Annotated in this window: 19 protein-coding genes; 5 read left to right on the forward strand and 14 right to left on the reverse strand. The window is 68.3% G+C overall.

Features of this window, described 5'->3' with window-relative positions:
• Window positions 1-7 precede the first annotated feature (7 nt).
• The 6 genes from C6A82_RS15410 to C6A82_RS15435 form a co-directional block, all read right to left on the reverse strand.
• Window positions 8-1,000: an ABC transporter substrate-binding protein gene (locus C6A82_RS15410; protein ID WP_396836815.1), complete on the reverse strand. Its 993-nt coding sequence runs from the start codon at window positions 998-1,000 to the stop codon at window positions 8-10.
• 65 nt (window positions 1,001-1,065) lie between these two features.
• Entirely contained in the window at window positions 1,066-1,803 is a 738-nt protein-coding gene (locus tag C6A82_RS15415) for an ABC transporter ATP-binding protein (protein ID WP_105344173.1), read from the reverse strand.
• Window positions 1,800-2,600: an ABC transporter permease gene (locus tag C6A82_RS15420; RefSeq protein ID WP_233216874.1), complete on the reverse strand. Its 801-nt coding sequence runs from the start codon at window positions 2,598-2,600 to the stop codon at window positions 1,800-1,802. Before C6A82_RS15420 ends, C6A82_RS15415 begins: the two co-directional genes overlap by 4 nt.
• 147 nt (window positions 2,601-2,747) lie before the next feature.
• Entirely contained in the window at window positions 2,748-3,491 is a 744-nt protein-coding gene (locus C6A82_RS15425) for a hypothetical protein (protein WP_105344175.1), read from the reverse strand.
• 82 nt (window positions 3,492-3,573) lie between these two features.
• Window positions 3,574-4,767, reverse strand: a complete 1,194-nt coding sequence (locus tag C6A82_RS15430) for an alpha/beta fold hydrolase (protein ID WP_105344177.1) — start codon at window positions 4,765-4,767, stop codon at window positions 3,574-3,576.
• An 11-nt stretch (window positions 4,768-4,778) separates the two neighbouring features.
• Window positions 4,779-5,144 (reverse strand): hypothetical protein, encoded by a 366-nt coding sequence (locus tag C6A82_RS15435; RefSeq protein ID WP_105344179.1) that lies wholly within the window; start codon window positions 5,142-5,144, stop codon window positions 4,779-4,781.
• A gap of 101 nt (window positions 5,145-5,245) precedes the next feature.
• On the opposite strand from C6A82_RS15435, the gene C6A82_RS15440 reads away from it, so the two are divergent.
• Window positions 5,246-5,584, forward strand: coding sequence for an RNA polymerase-binding protein RbpA (locus C6A82_RS15440; protein WP_105344181.1), 339 nt, complete (start codon window positions 5,246-5,248; stop codon window positions 5,582-5,584).
• A 7-nt stretch (window positions 5,585-5,591) separates the two neighbouring features.
• Here C6A82_RS15440 and C6A82_RS15445 read toward each other — a convergent pair whose 3' ends face one another.
• Genes C6A82_RS15445 through cobN form a run of 7 tightly spaced genes read right to left on the reverse strand, consistent with a single transcriptional unit; the run spans window position 5,592 to window position 14,744 of the window.
• Window positions 5,592-6,359, reverse strand: coding sequence for a polyprenol monophosphomannose synthase (locus C6A82_RS15445; protein WP_105344182.1), 768 nt, complete (start codon window positions 6,357-6,359; stop codon window positions 5,592-5,594).
• Window positions 6,356-8,185: an apolipoprotein N-acyltransferase gene (gene lnt, locus C6A82_RS15450; RefSeq protein WP_311101367.1), complete on the reverse strand. Its 1,830-nt coding sequence runs from the start codon at window positions 8,183-8,185 to the stop codon at window positions 6,356-6,358. Before lnt ends, C6A82_RS15445 begins: the two co-directional genes overlap by 4 nt.
• Window positions 8,178-9,770 (reverse strand): amidohydrolase, encoded by a 1,593-nt coding sequence (locus C6A82_RS15455; protein ID WP_105344186.1) that lies wholly within the window; start codon window positions 9,768-9,770, stop codon window positions 8,178-8,180. The genes lnt and C6A82_RS15455 overlap by 8 nt, the downstream gene beginning before the upstream one ends.
• A gap of 1 nt (window position 9,771) precedes the next feature.
• On the reverse strand, window positions 9,772-10,284 hold the full coding sequence (locus tag C6A82_RS15460; RefSeq protein ID WP_311101368.1) for an FxsA family protein: 513 nt from the start codon (window positions 10,282-10,284) through the stop codon (window positions 9,772-9,774).
• A 33-nt stretch (window positions 10,285-10,317) separates the two neighbouring features.
• Window positions 10,318-10,710 (reverse strand): PPOX class F420-dependent oxidoreductase, encoded by a 393-nt coding sequence (locus tag C6A82_RS15465; protein WP_105341384.1) that lies wholly within the window; start codon window positions 10,708-10,710, stop codon window positions 10,318-10,320.
• Window positions 10,711-10,715: 5 nt separating this feature from the next.
• Window positions 10,716-11,099, reverse strand: a complete 384-nt coding sequence (locus C6A82_RS15470; protein ID WP_105341382.1) for a PPOX class F420-dependent oxidoreductase — start codon at window positions 11,097-11,099, stop codon at window positions 10,716-10,718.
• Between the two features lie 45 nt (window positions 11,100-11,144).
• On the reverse strand, window positions 11,145-14,744 hold the full coding sequence (gene cobN / locus C6A82_RS15475; protein ID WP_311101369.1) for a cobaltochelatase subunit CobN: 3,600 nt from the start codon (window positions 14,742-14,744) through the stop codon (window positions 11,145-11,147).
• A gap of 312 nt (window positions 14,745-15,056) precedes the next feature.
• Here cobN and C6A82_RS15480 point away from each other — a divergent pair, with 312 nt between their 5' ends.
• Entirely contained in the window at window positions 15,057-15,953 is an 897-nt protein-coding gene (locus tag C6A82_RS15480) for a TauD/TfdA family dioxygenase (protein WP_105342166.1), read from the forward strand.
• Here the strand turns inward: C6A82_RS15480 and C6A82_RS15485 are convergent.
• Window positions 15,950-16,264 (reverse strand): hypothetical protein, encoded by a 315-nt coding sequence (locus C6A82_RS15485; protein WP_105342167.1) that lies wholly within the window; start codon window positions 16,262-16,264, stop codon window positions 15,950-15,952. The genes C6A82_RS15480 and C6A82_RS15485 overlap by 4 nt on opposite strands.
• Window positions 16,265-16,407: 143 nt before the next feature.
• On the opposite strand from C6A82_RS15485, the gene cobG reads away from it, so the two are divergent.
• Genes cobG through C6A82_RS15500 form a run of 3 tightly spaced genes read left to right on the forward strand, consistent with a single transcriptional unit; the run spans window position 16,408 to window position 19,625 of the window.
• Window positions 16,408-17,529 (forward strand): precorrin-3B synthase, encoded by a 1,122-nt coding sequence (gene cobG, locus C6A82_RS15490; protein WP_199193607.1) that lies wholly within the window; start codon window positions 16,408-16,410, stop codon window positions 17,527-17,529.
• 9 nt (window positions 17,530-17,538) lie between these two features.
• Window positions 17,539-18,165 (forward strand): precorrin-8X methylmutase, encoded by a 627-nt coding sequence (locus C6A82_RS15495; protein ID WP_105342180.1) that lies wholly within the window; start codon window positions 17,539-17,541, stop codon window positions 18,163-18,165.
• A complete protein-coding gene (locus tag C6A82_RS15500; protein WP_105342182.1) occupies window positions 18,162-19,625 on the forward strand; it encodes a precorrin-2 C(20)-methyltransferase in 1,464 nt (487 codons plus the stop codon). Before C6A82_RS15495 ends, C6A82_RS15500 begins: the two co-directional genes overlap by 4 nt.
• Window positions 19,626-19,638: the final 13 nt, after the last annotated feature.

The following is a 19,638-nucleotide window of genomic DNA, read 5'->3' on the forward strand; positions in this document are numbered from 1 at the left end:
ATCGCTCCTACCGGTCGATCAGCAAGGGGTTGAGCGCGTCGCTGAAACGCCGGTCGACCCAGTCGTCGAATTCCGGCGCGGTCGCGATCTGCTTCGATTCGGCGAACAGGTCGGCCAGCTCCTGTTCGGTGCCGACCAGTTCGTCGGACAGTGCGGTCGGCAACCGCAGGCTGCGTCCCTGTGCGGCGGCGGCGACCTTCGGGTCCAGACCGACGTCGGAGGCATACTTCTGCGCCCACTCGTCGGGATGGTCTTTCGCCCATCGGACCGCCTTGGCGTACCGGACCAGCAGGTCGCCGACGGCGGTGTTCCGTTTCGGATCGGCCAGCGCCTCGTCGGACGCGACGCCGAAGCCCGCGCCGTTGGTGATGCCGGTGGCCTGCGCGATGCTGCGCACCGGGATGTCGGCTTCCGCCTGGGCGGTGTAGGGGTCCCAGACCGCCCACGCATCGACCTGTCGATTGGCGAACGCCCCGAGCGCGTCGGCGGGCTGCAGGAACACCAACGTGACGTCGGACGGCGAGAGGTCGACACGGTTCAACTGGGCCAGCACGTTGCCGTGCGCCGAGCTGCCCTTGCCGACGGCTATCCGCTTACCGCGCAGGTCGGTCACGGCGCGAACCGGCGAATCGGCGTGCACCAGGATCCGATCGCCGCGGCCGCTTCCGTCGTATGCCGACACCACCTTGACCTTCGCGTTGGACGCGGCGCCGAAGATCGGCGGGGTATTGCCGGTGATGGCGAAATCGATCTTGCCCGCCGTCGCCGCCTCGATCTGCGGCGGTCCCGACGTGAAGGTGGAGAACGCGATCTTGTACGGCAGGTTCTCGAGTGCGCCCGCCGCGGTCAACAACGCCTCAGTCCCACCCTTCTGATCGCCGACCTGCAGTGTGAGACCGGACAATTCGGACAGCGGCACGGTTGCGGGCGCCGCTTCGACGCCCGAGCTGTCCTCACGCGAAACGCACGCTGCGGTCAGGCCGACGAGCATCGCCAGCACGGCGAAGCGAAACGTCAACGACCGCCGGGATGCGGACATGGGAATCCTTCCTGGGATGTTCTTCGTCAGATGTGCACGCCGAGCTTGTCCAGCAAGTCGGCGCGGTAGTGCTCCGAATCGGCGGTGGTCTTCCCTGCCGCCGGGCGGGGATCGTCGATGGTGAGTGGGTAGGCCACCCGGCCCTCGTCGAGAACCAGCACCCGGTCGGCGAGCGCGACGGCCTCGTCGACGTCATGGGTGACAAGCAGCACGCCGAATCCGTGTTCGCGCCACAACTCGAGCAGCAGACCGCGCATCGTCAGTCGCGTGAGCGCATCGAGTGCGCCGAACGGCTCATCCAGCAACAACAATTCGGGTTCGGCGACCAGCGCTCGGGCCAGCGAAACGCGTTGTGCCTGACCGCCGGACAACGTCGACGGCCAGACCGTCGACCGGTCGGCCAGGCCGACGTCGGCCAACGCCCGCTCCACCCGTGCCCTCACTTCCGCCCCGCGAAGCTTGGTCCGGTTCAGGCCGTAGGCCACATTGCTGCGCACGTCACGCCATGGAAACAGCCGCGGCTCCTGAAAGGCCATGGCCGGCGACCCCGCCACGGTGCGGCTGCCCGTGTGGTCCTTCGACAGGCCGGCGAGCACCCGCAAGACGGTCGACTTGCCGGAATCGCTGCGCCCGATCAGCGCGACGATCTCGCCCTTGTCGATCGCAAGGGACACATCAGAGAGCACGTGATGTTCGCCGTACCACTTGTTCACGTCGCGCAGTTCGGCTGCCAGGGCGGTCGGCCGGTCGGTGAGTAAGGTCATGTGCGGTACCTCATGGCTCGGTGTTCCAGCGCCCGGACGACGGCGTCGGTGCCGATTCCGAGCAGTGCGTACACGGTCAGGCCGAAGATGATGATGTCGATACGCAGGAAGTCGCGCGCATTGTTGATCATGAATCCGATGCCTTTGTCAGCATTGATCTGCTCGGCCACGATCAGCGTCAACCAGGCGATTGCGAGCGACTGGCGCAAGCCGACAAGGACTTGCGGCGCAGCGCTTCCCACGATGATGATCCGGAACCGTTGCCAGAACGAGAACCCGAGCACCTGAGCGGTTTCGAGGAGCTTCGGGTCGACCTGGCGAATGGCGGAGAACGTGTTCAGGTACAGCGGAAAGCTCACCCCGAGGGCGACAAGCAGAACCTTCGGCAGTTCGCCGATGCCGAACCAGAGGATGAAGAGCGGGATGAGTCCCAGGTGCGGCAACGCACGCACCATCTGCATCGGCGGGTCAACCGTCACCTCGAACCAGCGTGATAAGCCCACTGCGGTACCGAGCGCGACTCCGAGAATCCCGCCGAGCAGCAGTCCCTCGATCACCCGAAGGCCCGAGACCCGCAGCGCGTCGATGAGTTGGCCGTTCTCGACGACTTCGACGCCCGCCTCGAGGATCAACGAGGGGGCAGGCAGAACGTCTTGGGAAATCAGGCCCATCGCGCTACCCAGCTGCCACAGGGCGAGTAGGACCACCGGCGAGGCCCATCGGATGATGGTCCACTTGCGGTCCGTTCGCCGCCCATGGATGGTCGGTGCTGCGGTCAGCTCGAATGGTGTACTCACGGTGGCTCGACGCTATGGGGGGCCAGGCCACCGGTGAAGGGTTGAATTCTGGTTGATGGAAACGAAACGACGGCCCCGCCGGTTGCGCTTCGAAAAGCGCAGTCCGGCAGGGCCATTTGAGCGAACGCTATGCAGTTGTGTTCGGCATCACAACCGGAAGTTGCCGTTCACGACGACCGGCGTGACCTCCGTGCCGTTGATCGTCGACCTCGCCGACTGGTTGGCCAGCTGCGTGATCTGCTCGGCCTGCTGCAGCTGACGCTTGTTGCGCACGCTGTTGCGGAACTGCTGCTCGTTGAGCTGTTGCAACTCGGCTTGTTCGAAGTCGCGGCCGCTGATGCCGCCGTTGAACTGCACGCCGGTCGCGCTGCCGTCCGGACGGACCACCCAGGACGCGCGCACACCGTTGAGCACGGCGGTGTACATGCCGGCGGGCGCAGGGACGGCGGGCGCGCTGAACTTGAAGGCGACGCCGTTCATCGTGAGGTCGCCGACGACGTCCTTGCCGTCGAACTCGGCGCGCAGCGTGTCCTTGAAGCGGGACGTGATGTCGATCTTCCCGTCCTTCTGGTTGCCGAAGAACCACGCTTCGTCGTCGGTGCCGTTACAGGCGTATGCGGCGATCTCGGTGCCGTCGACCGCGATACCGATCACCATCGGCTTGCCGTCGGGCGACTTGGTGTCGGCGATGTACTTCGCCGACTGCGGGAACGGTGATGCGGTGGCAGGAGCGGGCGTGGCGGAAGTTCCGGAGGCCTGGGGGGATTTCGCGGATTCCGTGGTCCCCGAGGTCTCCGTCGCTTCCTTCGTGCCGCTCGAGCAGGCAGACAGGGCGCCGAACGCAAGGAGTGCGATGACACCCAGTAGCAGGATGCGGATGTGATTTTTCATGTGATCAGCATGGATCGCCGACGGCTGCCGCACATGAAGAATGCATGGAGATTGCGTGGAGATCTGCGGGGCAGTGCGCAGCTCACTCGGCCAGAAAGGCCTGCACTTCGTCCAGGAAGACCCGCCACGCGGGTTCGTCGGCCGTGAGCAGGTGGTTGTTGCTGTCGAGTGCGACAAGACGGGAATCGGGGATGAGCGCGGCGAGCTCTTCGGCGGCGCCCAGTGGCTGCCGGTGGTCGTCACGGGAGTGCAGGATCAGCGTCGGGCACGCCACTCGGCCCGCCTCGTCGCGCACGTCGATGCGGCCGAACTCCTGGAGGAACCGCACTGCGTTCTCGGGTGAGGTGGTGCGACGCTGCAGCTGGTCGAAGGCGGCCCAGTCGGCGCGCGTGCCGTCGGGAATGAACTGCGCAGCGAACACCTGCCGGAACGCCGGGTCGTCGCGGCCCCAACCGACGCGGGCCAGCTCGAGGTCGAGTGCCGCGGCGCGCTTCTCCTCCTCGTTGATCGCTCGGGTGCCGCGACCCCGCGCATACGAGCTGCACAGCACCAGCTTGGTGACCCGGTCTGGATGCCTGGCGGCGTACGCGACCGCTACGGCGCCGCCCTGGGACACGCCCAGCAGCGGAAAGCTCTCCAGTCCGAGCGCCTCGACGACCGACTCCAGATCGCTGACCCAGTCGTCGAAGCCGAATTCGTTTGCGCTCCAATCCGATAGCCCGCAGCCGCGTTCGTCGTAGCGGATGAAGGTGTGCCGGAGCGAGAGGTCGCGCACCCAGTGTCGCCACACCGGGCTCTCGATGTCGTAGCCGAGATGGGTCATCCAGTTCGCGGCGCGCACAAGCGGTGGGCCGTCCCCTGCCACCGCGTAGGCCAGCCGCACCCCGTCGGCGGCCCGGCAGAATGCGATGTGCTGTCGCGGCGGCGGCGGTTCCTCCGGTGGTTGCGGCGGGACCGCGGCAGCAGCCGCGTCGTCGACGACCGTCCCGACGAACTGGTATCCGCGGCCGCGCACCGTCCTGATGTAGCGCTGCGATTCGCCGTCGTCGCCCAGTGCCCGCCGCGCCGCCTTTATCCGGCTAGTCAGGGCCGCCTCGCCCACGAACTTTCCGCCCCATACCGCGTCGAACAACTCTTCTTTGGTGACGCAGCGCTCGTGGTGGCTCACCAGTTGGGTCAGGACGTCGAACACCTGCGGCTCGACGCGCACCACCGCATCTCCGTTACGGAGTTCGTAGCGCTGGGTGTCGAGGACGAATTGATCGAAGCGCCACAAGCTGGGGTCCCCTATCGCCAGCCGTCGGCCGCCTTGGCCGCGCGCATCAGAGCGTCGCACAGTTCCCGCAATTCCGTGGCCTCCGCGCCTTCGTCGATCGCCGTTGCGACATCCTCGGCGGCGCACCTGACCTGGTAAACGCGATCGGATAGCTCAGCGGCCTCATCCGCGGTCAGCACCACCGCATCGGGGGCCAACGCCGTGCCCTTGACCTGGGCCCGCTGCTCGTAGGCGCGCTGGCGGCAGGACTGCCTGCAGTACTGCCGCCGCCTGCCCAGACCCGCATCGGCCACTTCACGACCACACCAGCGGCACGATTGGGGACGTCGGCGCGTTCTGGTCAAGGTCTCCACGAAACCCGACTGTAGACCGGACATCACGCATATCCCGGTATCATGAAGGGCTGAGTCGGGAACTCGTAGCAAGTGTGCTGCGTTGTTCGATCCGGACAATATGAGTTTTCGAGGAGTGTTGACGAATGGCTGATCGGGTTTTGAGAGGCAGTCGGCTCGGAGCGGTGAGCTACGAGACCGACCGCAACCACGACCTGGCGCCGCGTCAGGTCGCCCGCTATCGCACCGACAACGGCGAGGAGTTCGACGTCCCGTTCGCCGACGACGCCGAAATCCCTGGCACCTGGCAGTGCCGCAACGGTATGGAGGGCACTCTCATCGAGGGTGACATTCCAGAGCCGAAGAAGGTGAAGCCGCCGCGTACCCACTGGGACATGCTGCTGGAGCGTCGTTCCGTCGAGGAGCTCGAGGAGCTGCTCAAGGAGAGGCTCGACATCATCAAGACCCGCCGCCGCGGCAGCTGACGGGTTTCTAGCGCACCACGCCGCGGGCGCGATCCAGCCGCCCGCGGATACCCCACTCCGCGACCTTGACCATCGCCTCGCGGATATTCGATCCGCTCATCTTCGACACGCCCAACTCGCGTTCGGTGAAGGTGATCGGCACCTCGACGACGGTGAAGCCGTTGTTGATGGCCCGCCACGTCAGGTCGATCTGGAAGCAGTAGCCCTTCGAGTCGACGGCGCCGAGGTCGATCTTCTCCAGCACCTCGCGTCGATAGGCCCGGTAGCCCGCAGTGATGTCGTGCACATCCACGCCGAGTAACACCCTGGCGTAGGTGTTGGCGGTCTTGGAAAGCGCGTACCGGCGACGCGGCCAGTTACGGATGGCGCCGCCGGGCACGTAGCGCGATCCGATCGCCAGATCGGCGCCGCCGTCGATCGCATCGAGCAGCCGGTGCAGCTCCTCGGGTGCGTGACTGCCGTCGGCGTCCATCTCGACCAGAGCCGAGTACTCGCGGCTCAGCCCCCACGCGAAGCCCGCCAGGTAGGCCGCGCCGAGTCCGTCCTTGGTCTTACGGTGCATGACATGCACCCGGTCCGGGTCGGCGAGCGCCAGTTCGGCGGCGAGCTCACCGGTCCCGTCCGGGCTGCCGTCGTCGACGACGAGGATGTGGACGTCGGGCAGGGCGATGTGCACCCGGCCGACGATCAACGGCAGGTTCTCCCGCTCGTTGTAGGTGGGAATGATGACCAGAGTGCGCTGACTCGGGCGTTCCGCTGGCCCAGGGCCGCTCATGAGGTTCCTCTTTCGGTGCCACCCTCGTCGGGCGGTGTGTCGTGACCGACGGCGTCGGTCACCCTTCGACGACCACGCACGAACCGTCCATTGTGCAGTATCGCCGCAATGAGAGCTCCGATGCCGACCGCGACAAGCAGGCCCTGCACCAACGGAGCCCACCGCGTGGCGGGCGTGAGCTGCGTTTTCAGCCGGATCGCCATGTCCAGGTACGCCGGCTCGAAGAATTGGGTGCTAGCGAGCACCCGGCCGTCGGGCGAGATGACGGCGCTGATCCCGGTGGTGCCCGCAACGATGACGAAGCGGTTGTGCTCGACGGCGCGCAGCCTGCCGAACGCCAGCTGCTGGACGCTCATCGACTCGTTGAACGTGGCGTTGTTGGACGGCACCGTCAGGACCTGCGCGCCGTTGAGGACAGACTCGCGTGGCGACCGGTCGAAGATCACCTCCCAGCACGTCGACACGCCGATCGGCACGCCAGCGGCTTCCACGATGCCGTTGCCGCTGCCCGGTTGGAAATAGCCGGCCCGGTCCGCGTAATCCGAGAAGTGGGAGAAGAAGCTGCGCCACGGCAGGTACTCGCCGAAGGGCTGGACGATCTGTTTGTCGTGCCGGTCACCGGGGCCGGTCTCGGGATTCCAGACGACGACCGAGTTCGTCGACACCGGGTTGTCACGCGTGTAGCCCGGCGCCGCGAGGACACCGCCGACCAGGATCGGCGCCTTGCTGGCGTCCACCGCGACCGCGATCTGATCGGCGGCGTCCCGGTTGGCCAGCGGGTCGATATCCGACGAGTTCTCCGGCCAGATGACGAACAGCGGCTGCGGCGCCCGCCCTGCGCGCACATCGTCGGCCAGCCGCATCGTCTCGCGCACGTGGTTGTCGAGCACTTCCCGGCGCTGGGCGTTGAAGTCAAGGCCGAGCCGCGGCACGTTGCCCTGCACGGCGGCCACGTTGACCGACGGCTCGTCGACGGCGCCCGCGCCCGAATGCCGGACCGCGGGTGAAATGGCCGCGATCGCGATCAGCACGAGGCACACGCAGGCGCCGGGTAGCACGACCGCGGGCGGCGCCGACTCCGGCCTGCGGTCGCGGCCGCTTCGCCACCAGTCGAAGATCTCCATCGCCAACGCGGCGAGCCCGAATCCGAGCAGGGTCACGGCGAACGACACCAGCGGCGCCCCACCGATCTGCGCCAGCGACAGCAGCGGGCCGCCGCTTTGACCGAAACCGACAACACCCCAGGGGAATCCGCCGAACGGAATCGTCGACTTGGCCCACTCGAAGACTGCCCATAGGCCGGCGAACCAGATGGGCCAGCCGGTCAACCTGCGCACGGCGACGGCGCAGAGCCCGAACAGTGCGGGAAAAACCGCCTCGACGAGCGAAAGCGCCAGCCATGGCATGACGCCGACCATTTCGCCGGTCCACGGCAGCAGCGGGATGTAGAAGGCGGCCCCGAACAGGAAGCCATAGCCGAGGCCGCCGACGAGCTTGGTGGTGTCGCGGGTCAGCACCCACGCCAGTAGCGAAAACGCGACGACCGCCAGGTACCACCAGCCAAAGGGCGGAAAGCTCAGACACAGCAGCAGCCCGCCCGCGATCGCGGCGCTGATACGAGGCAGACGGGCCACCACCGCATCGCCGGACCGTTTGACCGGCGCGTCGCGTGTGGCCGACGTCTCGGAGGCTGCCGCCGCGGCGTCGTCGCCGCCCGCGTCATCGGCCGCGGTCTCGTCGACCGCGTCCCCGGCGGTCAGGGCTGGAAACGAGTCGGTGTTGTCGTCCCCGCGGCGCCGCCCGCGGTTCGGCATCCGCCTAGCCATGGATGACGGCGCCTCGATGAACGGTGCGGCGGCATCTGGGCAGCGGGTCGCCCGCGCCGAGCCGGGGCAGGGCGGGCACCCGCGAACGCGGGTCGGTGGACCACCGCGCGACGGCGTCCTGGGGCGCGCTGACCTGCAACTCGTCTGTCTCCCACACCGCGTACGAAGCCGGAGCGCCCGGAACGAGCGTCCCCGAGACCCCGTCTCGCATCCCGCCCGCGCGCCAGGCTCCGCGGGTGGCCGCTGCGAACGACGCCCGCATCGATATCGCGCTGCCCGGCGTCTGATGCCGGGCCGCTGCGCGCACGGTCTGCCAGGGATTCATGCTGGTGACCGGCGAATCGGAGCCGAAGGCGAGTGGCACGCCTTGGGATGCTAACAGCGCCAGCGGGTTGAGCCGCAGGCCTCGGTCGCGGCCGAGGCGCTGCGCGTACATCCCGGACCCGCCGCCCCACAGCGCGTCGAAGTTGGGTTGCACGCTCGCGATGACGCCCCACGCGCCGAGCAGGGCCGCCTGCTGCGGGGTGACCATCTCCAGGTGTTCGAGCCGATGCCCGCAGCGAGCGACCGCCTGAGCGCCGAGCAGGTCGACCACCCGCGCGAGCGCATCGACGACCGCGCCGACGGCGGCGTCCCCGATGACGTGGAAGCCGGCCGGGATGCCTGCTTGCGTGCAGGCCTGCACGTGGACCGTGATCGCGTCATGGTCGAGGTAGGCGTTGCCGCAGCAATCCGGCGCGTCGGCGTAGGGCTCGTGCAGCCAGGCGGTCCGGGATCCAAGGGCACCGTCGACGAAGAGATCTCCCGCAAGGCCGCGCGCGCCGGTCAGCGCGATGAGGTCCTCCGCCTCCCTGCGGTCGGTGACGGCCTCGCCCCAGTACCCCACGATCTCGACGCCGTGCCCGATCTCGCGTAGTTCGTGCCAGTCGTCGAGGCCTCCGATGTCGGGACCCGCGCACTCGTGGACTGCGACGATTCCGTTGGCGGCGGCCGTGTCCAGGGCGGTCGCGCGGGCACGGCCACGTTGTTCGACCGTGAGCCGCTGCCTGGCCGCGGCGCGAACGAGGTGATGGGCGTCGGCGGTCAGCGGCCGCTGCGGGTGGTATCCCTTCGCCTCGACGAGGCTTTTCGTGAGCCGTCGCAGCGCCGTCGACGCCACCGCCGAATGGACATCGATGCGCGCGAGGTAGGCGGTTCGGTCGCCGACGATCGTGTCCACAGCCTCGGTAGACGGCGGGTGCCCGTCCGGCCACCCGGACTCGTCCCAACCGTGACCCCAGATCGGCCCGTCCGGGTTGGCCTTCGCGAACTCGGCGACGAGTTGCAGGCAGTGCCGCGCCGAGATGGCCGCGCGCAGATCGAGCCCGGCGAGCATCAAGCCGGTCGAGGTGAGGTGCACGTGGCTGTCGACGAAGGCAGGCGCGACGAAGCCGCCGTCGAGGTCGACGATCTCGGCGTCGGGAAACTGGGCGAGGCCGACCTCGTCGCTGCCCAGCCAGGCGACGGTGCCGTCGCGGACGGCCATCGCGGTGGCGTCGGGCATGGCCGGACTGTGAATCCGGCCGCCCCGGAGAAGGGTGGTCAACTCAGTCGGGCTGGCGCGGCAACGCCGGGCGTTCGACGTCGACGACATCGCTGTCGACGACGTCGATCACTTCGCCGTCGATGTACTCGCCGCGTCCCGCTTGGCGCCGAGTGCTTGCCGCAGCAGAGCCCTCTGGTCCTCCTCGCGTGCGGGACACCACGGTGATCAAAGGCATCCGGCGGGCAGCCAGCGCCGTCAGCACCGGCCGGGCGACGGCGCGGGTGGGCGGCATCAACAGCAGGAGACCGGCAACGGTCGTCACAACTCCCGGCACGAACACCAGCACGGCGCCAAGCGCGACCATCGCGCTGTCGGTGACGGCGCCCTGCGGTGTGGTCAGACCGGACCGCAGCCGCTGGATGTGCCGTTTGATCTGGGAGCCGGCCAGCGCAAACCCCAGCACGGAGGTGCCGAGCAACGCCAGCACCGTCCAGCCGAAGCCGATCGTCGAGACAAGAGCCACGACGACCGCCAGTTCGACCACCAGGTAGAGCAGGAACAGCCGCATCGCCATGTTCCTCCAACGGTTCGGAGCGCCGAGTGGTTCCTACCCGGCTGCCGGCGCGGTGACCTCGATCGCGCTGTGCACCTTGTCTATGCCGCCGCGGACGATCGTGTGCGGCAACCACCACCATGCATGCCACCAGTAGCGCTTGGTGATCTTGTCGTAGACCCGCCGGGTCTCGGACTCGGGCAGGTTGCGCGCCACCGCCTCCACGGGTTCGCCCTTCGCCTTGCCGAAGATGCCCGCCTTCTGAATGGTGACGCGCGGCGTGTTGTTGATCCGCTTGGTCTTCCACGACCCGTCGTCGGTGATGATCAGCAGCTTGTCGCCCTCGGGAGCCCCCCACACCGTCGTCGGCTTCGGTCTTCCGTCCTTGGTGAATGCGGTGAGCAGCAGGTACTTCTCGCCGTAGACGTCGTTGAAAGTCGGGGCCATGGTGTTCAGTTCACCGCTTTCAGCTCGATCGAAACGTTGCTCTTCATCCCGCCCTTGAGCTTGGAGAAGAAGGAGAAGCCCTTGCCGATCAGGCCGTACCGCCTGCCGATGGCGTCGTAAGTGGCGCCGTTGGCGTTCTTGTCGAGGATGGTTGCCACCGCCTCGACCGCCTCCCCCCTCGGTTTGCCCACCCGGTCGCATTCGGCGATCGTCACCCGCGCGGTGTTGCGGATGCGTTTGACCTTCCAGGACGACTCCTGGGTGATGACCACGAGGCCGTCGCCACTCGGCGCCGCCCAGATCGCCGTCGGCTTGGGACGCCCGTCCTTGGTGAACGTGGTCAGCAGGATGTATTCGCTTTTCGCGACGTCGGCAAAGGTGACAGGCACGTAGCCAACCTAGCGGGAATCAACCCCGCGCACGCGAGGAGCAGGTCAGCCCTCGAGGTCGCCTTCGGTTTCCAGCAACACCGTGCGCAGCCCGTCGATGGTGTCGGTCTCAGGCTGCGCCCACATGCCGCGCTCCGCCGCCTCGAGCAGCCGTTCCGCCATGCCGTGCAGCGCCCACGGGTTCGATTCGGCCATGAACTTGCGGTTCTCGTCGTCGAGCACGTAGGCGTGGGTCAGCCGCTCGTACATCCAGTCGGCCATCACGTGCGCGGTGGCGTCGTAGCCGAACAGGTAGTCGACGGTGGCGGCCATCTCGAAGGCGCCCTTGTAGCCGTGTCTGCGCATCGCCGTCATCCATCGCGGGTTCACCACGCGGGCACGGAAAACCCGCGTCGTCTCCTCCGACAGGGTGCGGGTGCGCACGGCCTCGGGCCTCGTGTTGTCGCCGATGTAGGCGGCGGGCGCCTTACCGGTCAGCGCGCGCACGGTCGCCACCATCCCGCCGTGGTACTGGAAGTAGTCGTCGGAGTCGGCGATGTCGTGCTCACGGGTATCGGTGTTCTTGGCGGCCACCGCGATGCGGCGGTACTGCCGGTTCATGTCGTCGGCGGCGGGCGCCCCGTCGAGGCCGCGGCCGTAGGCGAAGCCGCCCCACGCGGTGTAGACCTGTGCCAGGTCGGCGTCGTCGCGCCAGTTGCGGCTGTCGATCAGCTGCAGCAGCCCCGCGCCGTACGTGCCGGGTTTGGAGCCGAAAACCCGGGTGGTGGCACGGCGTCGATCTCCGTGCTCGGCGATGTCGGCTTCGGCATGCGCGCGCACGTAGTTCTGCTCGGCCGGTTCGTCGAGGTCGGCGACCATGGCCACCGCGTCGTCGAGCATGGTGACCACGTGCGGGAAGGCGTCGCGGAAGAAGCCGGAGATGCGCACGGTGACGTCGATGCGCGGCCTGCCCAGCTCGGCCAGTGCGATCGGCTCGAGGTCGACGACGCGACGCGAAGCGTCATCCCACATCGGCCGGACACCCAGCAGCGCAAGCACTTCGGCGATGTCGTCGCCGGACGTTCTCATCGCCGACGTGCCCCACACCGAGAGCCCGACCGAACGGGGCCAGTCGCCGTTGTCCTCGCGGTAGCGGGCCAGAAGCGATTCCGCCATCGCGCTTCCGGTCTCCCACGCCAGTCGCGACGGCACCGCCTTCGGGTCGACAGAGTAGAAGTTGCGCCCGGTGGGCAGGACGTTGACCAGTCCCCGCAGCGGCGAGCCCGACGGTCCCGCCGCGATGAACCGACCGTCCAACGCCCGCAGGATCTCGTCGATCTCCCTCGAGGTGACCGCAAGCCGCGGCACCACCTCAGTCGCCGCGAACCGCAGGATCGCAGCGACGTCGCGGTTGTCGGTGAGCGTGTCCGCGACGGCGGCATCCCAACCCGCGCCCTGCAATTCGGCTATCAGCGCTCGGGCGTGAGCTTCGGCCGCGTCGACGGCGGCGCGGTCGTCGGTGCCGTCCTCGGCGAGGCCGAGCGCCTGTCGCAGGCCCGGCACCGTCTGGTCGCCGCCGAACAACTGTCGCGCACGCAGGATGGCCAGCACCAGATCCAGTTGAGCCTCGTCGGCCGGGGCCTGGCCGAGAATGTGCAACCCGTCGCGGATCTGGACGTCCTTGATCTCGCAGAGCCAGCCGTCGACGTGCAGCAGCATGTCGTCGAACGAGTCGTCCTCCGGCCGTTCGGCCAGGCCCAGGTCGCGATCCATCTCCGCGGCGCGCATCAACGTCCAGATCTGCTGGCGGATCGCCGGCAGCTTGCCGGGATCCAGCGCGGCGATGTTGGCGTGCTCGTCGAGCAGCTGCTCCAAACGTGCGATGTCCCCGTAGCTTTCGGCACGCGCCATCGGCGGGATGAGATGGTCGACGAGGGTGGCGTGGGCGCGCCTTTTGGCCTGTGTGCCCTCCCCGGGATCGTTGACGAGGAACGGATAGATCAGCGGCAGGTCGCCCAACGCGGCGTCGGACCCACAGGCCGCCGACATGCCGAGCGTCTTACCGGGCAGCCATTCCAGGTTGCCGTGCTTGCCGAGGTGCACGACTGCGTCCGCACCGAAACCCGCTGTGCTGCCCTCGCTCCTCGCGTCCGCGGCAAGCCAGTGGTATGCGGCCAGATAGTGGTGGCTCGGCGGCAGGTCTGGGTCGTGATAGATGGCGACCGGGTTTTCGCCGAAGCCGCGCGGGGGCTGCACCATCAGCACGACGTTGCCCGCCTGCATGGCGGCGACGACGATCTCGCCGTCGGCGTCGCGTGTGCGGTCGACGAACAGATTGCCGGGCGCGGTCCCCCAGTGCGCTTCGACCGCCTCGGTCAGCTCGGGGGGAAGGGTGGTGAACCAGTCGCGATATTCCTTCGCGGACAACCGGATCGGATTGCCTGCCAGCTGGACGTCGGTGAGCCAGTCGGGATCCTGGCCGCCGCGCTCGATCAGCGCGTGGATCAACGCGTCGCCGTCCTGCGCTTCGACACCGGGAATGTCACCGATGTCATAGCCGGCGTCACGCATGGCGCGCAGCAGGACGACTGCACTCGCCGGGGTGTCCAGTCCGACCGCGTTGCCGATGCGAGCGTGCTTGGTCGGGTAGGCGGAGAACACCAGCGCCACCCTCTTGTCCTGCGGCGCAACGGCTCGCAGCCGCGCGTGCCGCACGGCGAGACCGGCCACCCGGGCGCATCTCTCGGCGTCTGCGACGTAGGCGATCAACCCTTCGTCGTCGATCTCCTTGAACGAGAACGGGACTGTGATGATGCGGCCGTCGAACTCGGGCACGGCCACCTGCGTCGCGACGTCGAGCGGGCTGAGGCCGTCGTCATTGTCCTGCCACTGCGACCGCGAACTGGTCAGGCACAGCCCCTGCAGTATCGGAATGTCCAGTGCGGCAAGATGCGCCACGTTCCAGGCGTCGTCACTGCCACCGGCCGACACGGCAGCGGGAACCGCCCCACCGGCGGCGAGCACGGTGGTCACCATCGCGTCGGCGGACTTCAGCAGGTCGAGCATGTCCGGTTCGGCGGTGCGCAGCGAGGCGCAGTACACGGGCAACGGCGTGCCCCCCGCGGCCTCGATGGCGGTGCACAGTGCCTCGACGTAGCCGGTGTTGCCCGCCAGCTGCTGGGCTCGATAGAAGAGCACGGCGATGGTCGGGCCGTCACCGGCGGCCTGCGCGCGATCGAGGACACCCCAGTTCGGGATGGATGCCGGTGGCGCGAAGCCGAACCCGGTCATCAGCACGGTGTCGCAGAGGAACGCGTGCAGCTGCCGGAGGTTCTCCATGCCGCCCTGGGCCAGGTAGACGTGTGCCTGCACCGCGACGCCTGCTGGAACCGTGGAATGGCTCATCAGGTCGGCGTCGGGGGCCTGCTCGCCACTGACCACCACGGTCGGCACACCGCTGGCGATGACGGCATCGATGCCGTCCTGCCAGGACCGGTAGCCCCCGAGAATCCGCACCACGGCCAGATCGGCCCCGTCGAGTTGTTCGGCGAGCTCACCGTCGACGAGCCGCGACGGGTTGGCCCACCGGTAGTCCGCCCCGCTCGAACGAGCCGTGATCAGGTCCGTATCGGACGTCGACAGCAATAGGACGGTGGGCTCTGACACCCACCATTCCTATCGCAAGCGTCGGTCAGTCGCCGAAGCGGCCATGCCACGTCTGCGGGTACGGCAGGCCGGTGGCGGCGACGAGCCCGACGAGTACAACGGCAAACACGATCAAGGAGGACATGGTTGGGCCTTCCGCTCGTTATTGCACACACGTGCAACTGCGAGCAATGTACGACGTAACCCGTCGGTAGGGACCGACATGTGCCGGATGGAACTCGCAGGCCAGGGCTGTGACGACGGTCACACTACGTTCTGTTCGCACTGCGCCGAACCCTTGTCCGGCCCGCCTGCCGACACCAACTTGGGCATATGCAGGTTGTGAAACTCGGCGCCGTCATCGGTGCCCGTATCGACGATGTGGACCTCTCCGGCGACCTCGACGCGTCCACCGCGGCGGAGATCAACGCGGCGCTGCTCGAGCACAAGGTGATTTTCTTCCGCGAGCAGGACCGTCTCGACGACGACGGTCAGCTGGCTTTCGCCCGCCTGCTCGGCACACCGACGAGCGCACATCCCACGGTGACGTCGCGCGGAAACCGGCTCCTGCCCATCGACTCGCGCTTCGACAAGGCCAACAGCTGGCACACCGACGTCACCTTCGTCGACCGCATTCCCAAAGCGTCACTGCTGCGGGCGATCACCTTGCCGAGCTATGGCGGCACCACCACATGGGCCTCGACCGAAGCGGCCTACGACCAGCTGCCCGCACCGCTGCGCGCGCTCGCCGAGAACCTCTGGGCCACCCACACCAACCTGTACGACTACGCGTCGCCGCGCGATTTCACCACCGAGGAACGTCAGTACCGCGACGAGTTCGTGTCCGACTACTACGAAACCGAACACCCGGTGGTCCGCATCCACCCCGAAACGGGCAGGCCGGTGCTTCTCCTCGGCCAGTTCGTCAAGCGATTCGTCGGCCTCGGCTCAACCGAGTCCGCAGCACTGTTCAACCTGTTGCAGGCCCGAATCACCAAGTTGGAGAACACGATCAGATGGAACTGGGCGCCGGGCGACGTGGCGATCTGGGACAACCGGGCCACCCAGCACTACGCGGTGTCCGACTACGACGACCAGTTCCGGATGCTGAACCGCGTCACACTGGCCGGCGACATCCCGGTGGGCGTCGACGGGCAGCGCAGCCGGGTGATCGCAGGCGACGCGTCGCAGTACTCGGACGTGGTGCGGCCGGTACCGCTGGCCGGCTAGAGCCGATCCATCTCCCGCGACATCGCAGAGCTGTCCAGATAGGCGAGCCGCTGCGGGTAGTGCCGACGCACGTGCGGCTTCTCGGGTCGCACGAACATCGCGCGGACCGCCGAGGCCAGCTCGTGGGCGACGTGGAGATGCTTGGCAGGCGCAGGCGCGAGCGCCGCCGCCGACGCGAACAGCACCTGCTGTTCGGTGATCAACGCGGCTGTGTCGGTCGACTGCGCGGCCGCCTCGGCCGGTGCACTGTCGGGTTTCGTCGTCGTGGTGTCAGCGCTCGTAGTGCCGACTGTGGTTTCAAGCGTGGTCATTTTCTTCAACTCCAACCCCACAATGTCCCGTGCTCTCGCGCCCCGGGCTTCTGATGGGTCGAAACTAAGTGGGGTGCTCTGGTGACGCACGCGTAGTCCACTACCTCAGTCGGCGTGAGGCCCGCACGCGTACCGTGAGACTGATGCCACGAACCCGTGACCAGGACGCATGCCCGGGCGCACTGCAGTTGTACCGGGCCGCCGACGGCGCACTCGCCAGGGTTCGACTGCCCGGGGGGATGATCGCGCCGCGCCAGCTCGAGGCACTCGCCCATGCCGCGAGCGGGTTCGGCTCACCCGCCATGGAGCTGACCTCGCGAGGGAATATCCAGATCCGCGGAGTCGGCGACGACGGCGCCGACGCGCTCGTCGACGCCGTCGCGGCCGCAGGCCTGCTCCCTTCACCGACGCACGAGCGGGTGCGCAACATCGTCGCCTCGCCGCTGTCGGGCAGGCTCGGCGGACGCGCCGACGTGCGGGAATGGGTCGGCCTGCTGGACGCCTCGATCTGCGCCGAACGTGCCCTCGCCGAGCTGCCCGGCCGGTTCTGGTTCAGCCTCGACGACGGCCGCGGCGACGTCTCCGGCCTGGCCGCCGATGTCGGCGCCCATGCTCTCGGCGACACCGTCGCCCTGTTGCTGGCGGGCCGAGACACCGGGGCGCGGATCGCCCCCTCGGACGTGGTGGCAACCCTGATATCGATCGCGCGACGATTCGCCGATGTCCGCGGAAACTCCTGGCGGATAGCTGAACTCGCCGATGCTTCGGTCTTGATCGACGACCTTCCCCGATCCGCTGAACCTGGCCAGACCTGGCCTGCCGTCAGTCGACCGCCGGTGGGCTGGCTCGTGCAGGACGACGGTCGCATCGCGTTGGGCGCGGCTGTCCCGCTGGGTGTGCTGCAAGCGCGGGTAGCCGAATACCTGGCAGCGATAGACGCCCCGATCGTCGTCACCCCGTGGCGCTCGGTGCTCGTCTTCGACCTCGACGAGGGCGTCGCGGACGCGGCGCTGCGGGTGCTCGCGCCGATGGGTCTGATCTTCGACGACAGCTCGCCGTGGCTCGACGTCAGTGCGTGCACCGGCAGCCCCGGCTGCGAACACTCGGCGGCCGACGTCCGCGCCGACGCGACCCGTGCGGTCGACGAGCCTGCTGCGGTTCACCGGCACTTCGTCGGATGCGAGCGGGCCTGCGGGAGCCCGGCCGACGGCGAGGTGCTGATCGCCACCGCAGACGGATACGTGCTGCGCAGACCGCCCCCGTAGGGTGAGCGGGTGCTCGACTACACCCGCGACGCCACCGAGATCTACCGGCAGTCGTTCGCGACGATTCGCGCGGAGGCCGACCTCTCGGGATTCCCCGACGACATCGCCCGCGTGGTCGTGCGGTTGATCCACACCTGCGGCCAGGTCGACGTCGGCGAGCATGTCGCCTACAGCGATGACGTGGTCGCCGAGACGCACGCCGCGCTCGTCGCGGGCGCGCCGGTGCTGTGCGACTCGTCGATGGTGGCGGCGGGGATCACGCGTTCCCGGCTGCCCGCCGACAACGAGGTGGTGTCGCTGGTAGCGGACGCAAGGGCCGCCGATCTGGCCGCGCGGCTCGGCAGCACCCGGTCGGCCGCCGCGGTGGACCTGTGGGCCGACCGGCTCGCCGGAGCGGTACTGGCGATCGGCAACGCGCCCACCGCATTGTTCCGGCTGCTCGAACTCATCGACGACGGTGCACCGGTGCCTGCCGCCGTGCTCGGCGGCCCCGTCGGCTTCGTCGGATCGGCGCAGTCCAAGCAGGAGCTGATCGAGCGACCGCGCGGCATGTCGTACCTCGTGATCACGGGGCGTCGCGGTGGCAGCGCGATGGCCGCGGCGGCCGTCAACGCGATCGCGAGCAGTGCCGAATGAGTGACCGGGGCACGCTGTGGGGCGTCGGTCTCGGGCCGGGCGATCCTGAACTGGTGACGGTCAAGGCCGCCAGGGTGATCGCGCAGGCCGATGTCGTCGCGTATCACAGCGCACGGCACGGACGCAGCATCGCCCGCGGCATCGCGGAGCCCTACCTGCGTGCGGGCCAGATCGAGGAGCACCTGGTCTATCCGGTCACCACCGAAACCACCGACCACCCCGGCGGCTATGCGGGTGCGATCGAGGACTTCTACCGCGAGGCAGCCGAGCGCATCGCCGTCCATCTGGACGCGGGCCGGGACGTGGCGCTGCTCGCCGAAGGCGATCCGCTGTTCTACAGCTCGTACATGCACATGCACACTCGGCTGACCGAGCGTTTCGACGCGGTGATCGTGCCGGGTGTGACGTCGGTCAGCGCGGCGTCGGCCGCGACCGGCACTCCCCTCGTCCAGGGCGACGAGGTGCTGACCATTCTCCCCGGCACGCTGCCCGTCGACGAACTCAAACGCAGGCTCGCCGACACCGACGCAGCCGTCGTACTGAAGCTCGGACGGTCGTTTCCCGCTGTGCGGGAGGCACTTTCGTCGGCGGGACGGCTCGAGGAGACTTACTACGTCGAGCGGGCCAGCACGCCGCAGCAACGGGTGACGCCCGCAGCCGAGGTCGACGACGGCAAGGTGCCGTACTTCTCGCTCGCCATGCTGCCGGGGACCACCGCCAGACAGGCCAGTGCGGGCACCGTCGCCGTCGTTGGGCTAGGCCCGGGCGGCACCGACTGGATGACCCCGCAGAGCCGCCGCGAACTCGCCGCCGCCACCGACCTGATCGGCTACGGCCCATACCTTCAACGCGTCCGGCCCCGCGACGGACAACGCATGCATCCGAGCGACAACACCGACGAAACCGCCCGCGCCAGGCTGGCGTGCAGCCTCGCCGAGGAAGGCCGCGCCGTCGCCGTGGTGTCGTCGGGCGACCCCGGCGTCTTCGCGATGGCGACGGCCGTGCTCGAGGAGGCCAAGCAGTGGCCCGGCGTCGAGGTCCGCGTCATCCCGGCGATGACCGCGGCGCAGGCCGTCGCGAGCCGGGTCGGCGCACCACTCGGCCACGACTACGCCGTGATCTCGCTGTCCGACCGGCTCAAGCCGTGGGACGTCATCGCCGCCCGCCTCACCGCGGCGGCAGAGGCGGATCTGGTGCTCGCCATCTACAACCCCGCGTCCAAGACCCGCACCTGGCAGGTCGGCGCCATGCGGGATCTGTTGCTGGAGCACCGCGATCCGGGTACCCCGGTCGTGATCGGCCGTGATGTCTCCGGCCCGCGCGAAGAGGTGAAGGTCATCCGACTCGCCGACCTCGATGCCGCCGACGTGGACATGCGCTGCCTGCTGATCGTCGGATCGTCGCAGACCCAGTGGTACGACGATCGGGTGTTCACCCCGCGCAGGTACCCGTCGCTCTGATACTGTCCGGCAG

Source organism: Mycobacterium sp. ITM-2016-00318, from assembly GCF_002968285.2.
GTDB lineage: Bacteria > Actinomycetota > Actinomycetes > Mycobacteriales > Mycobacteriaceae > Mycobacterium.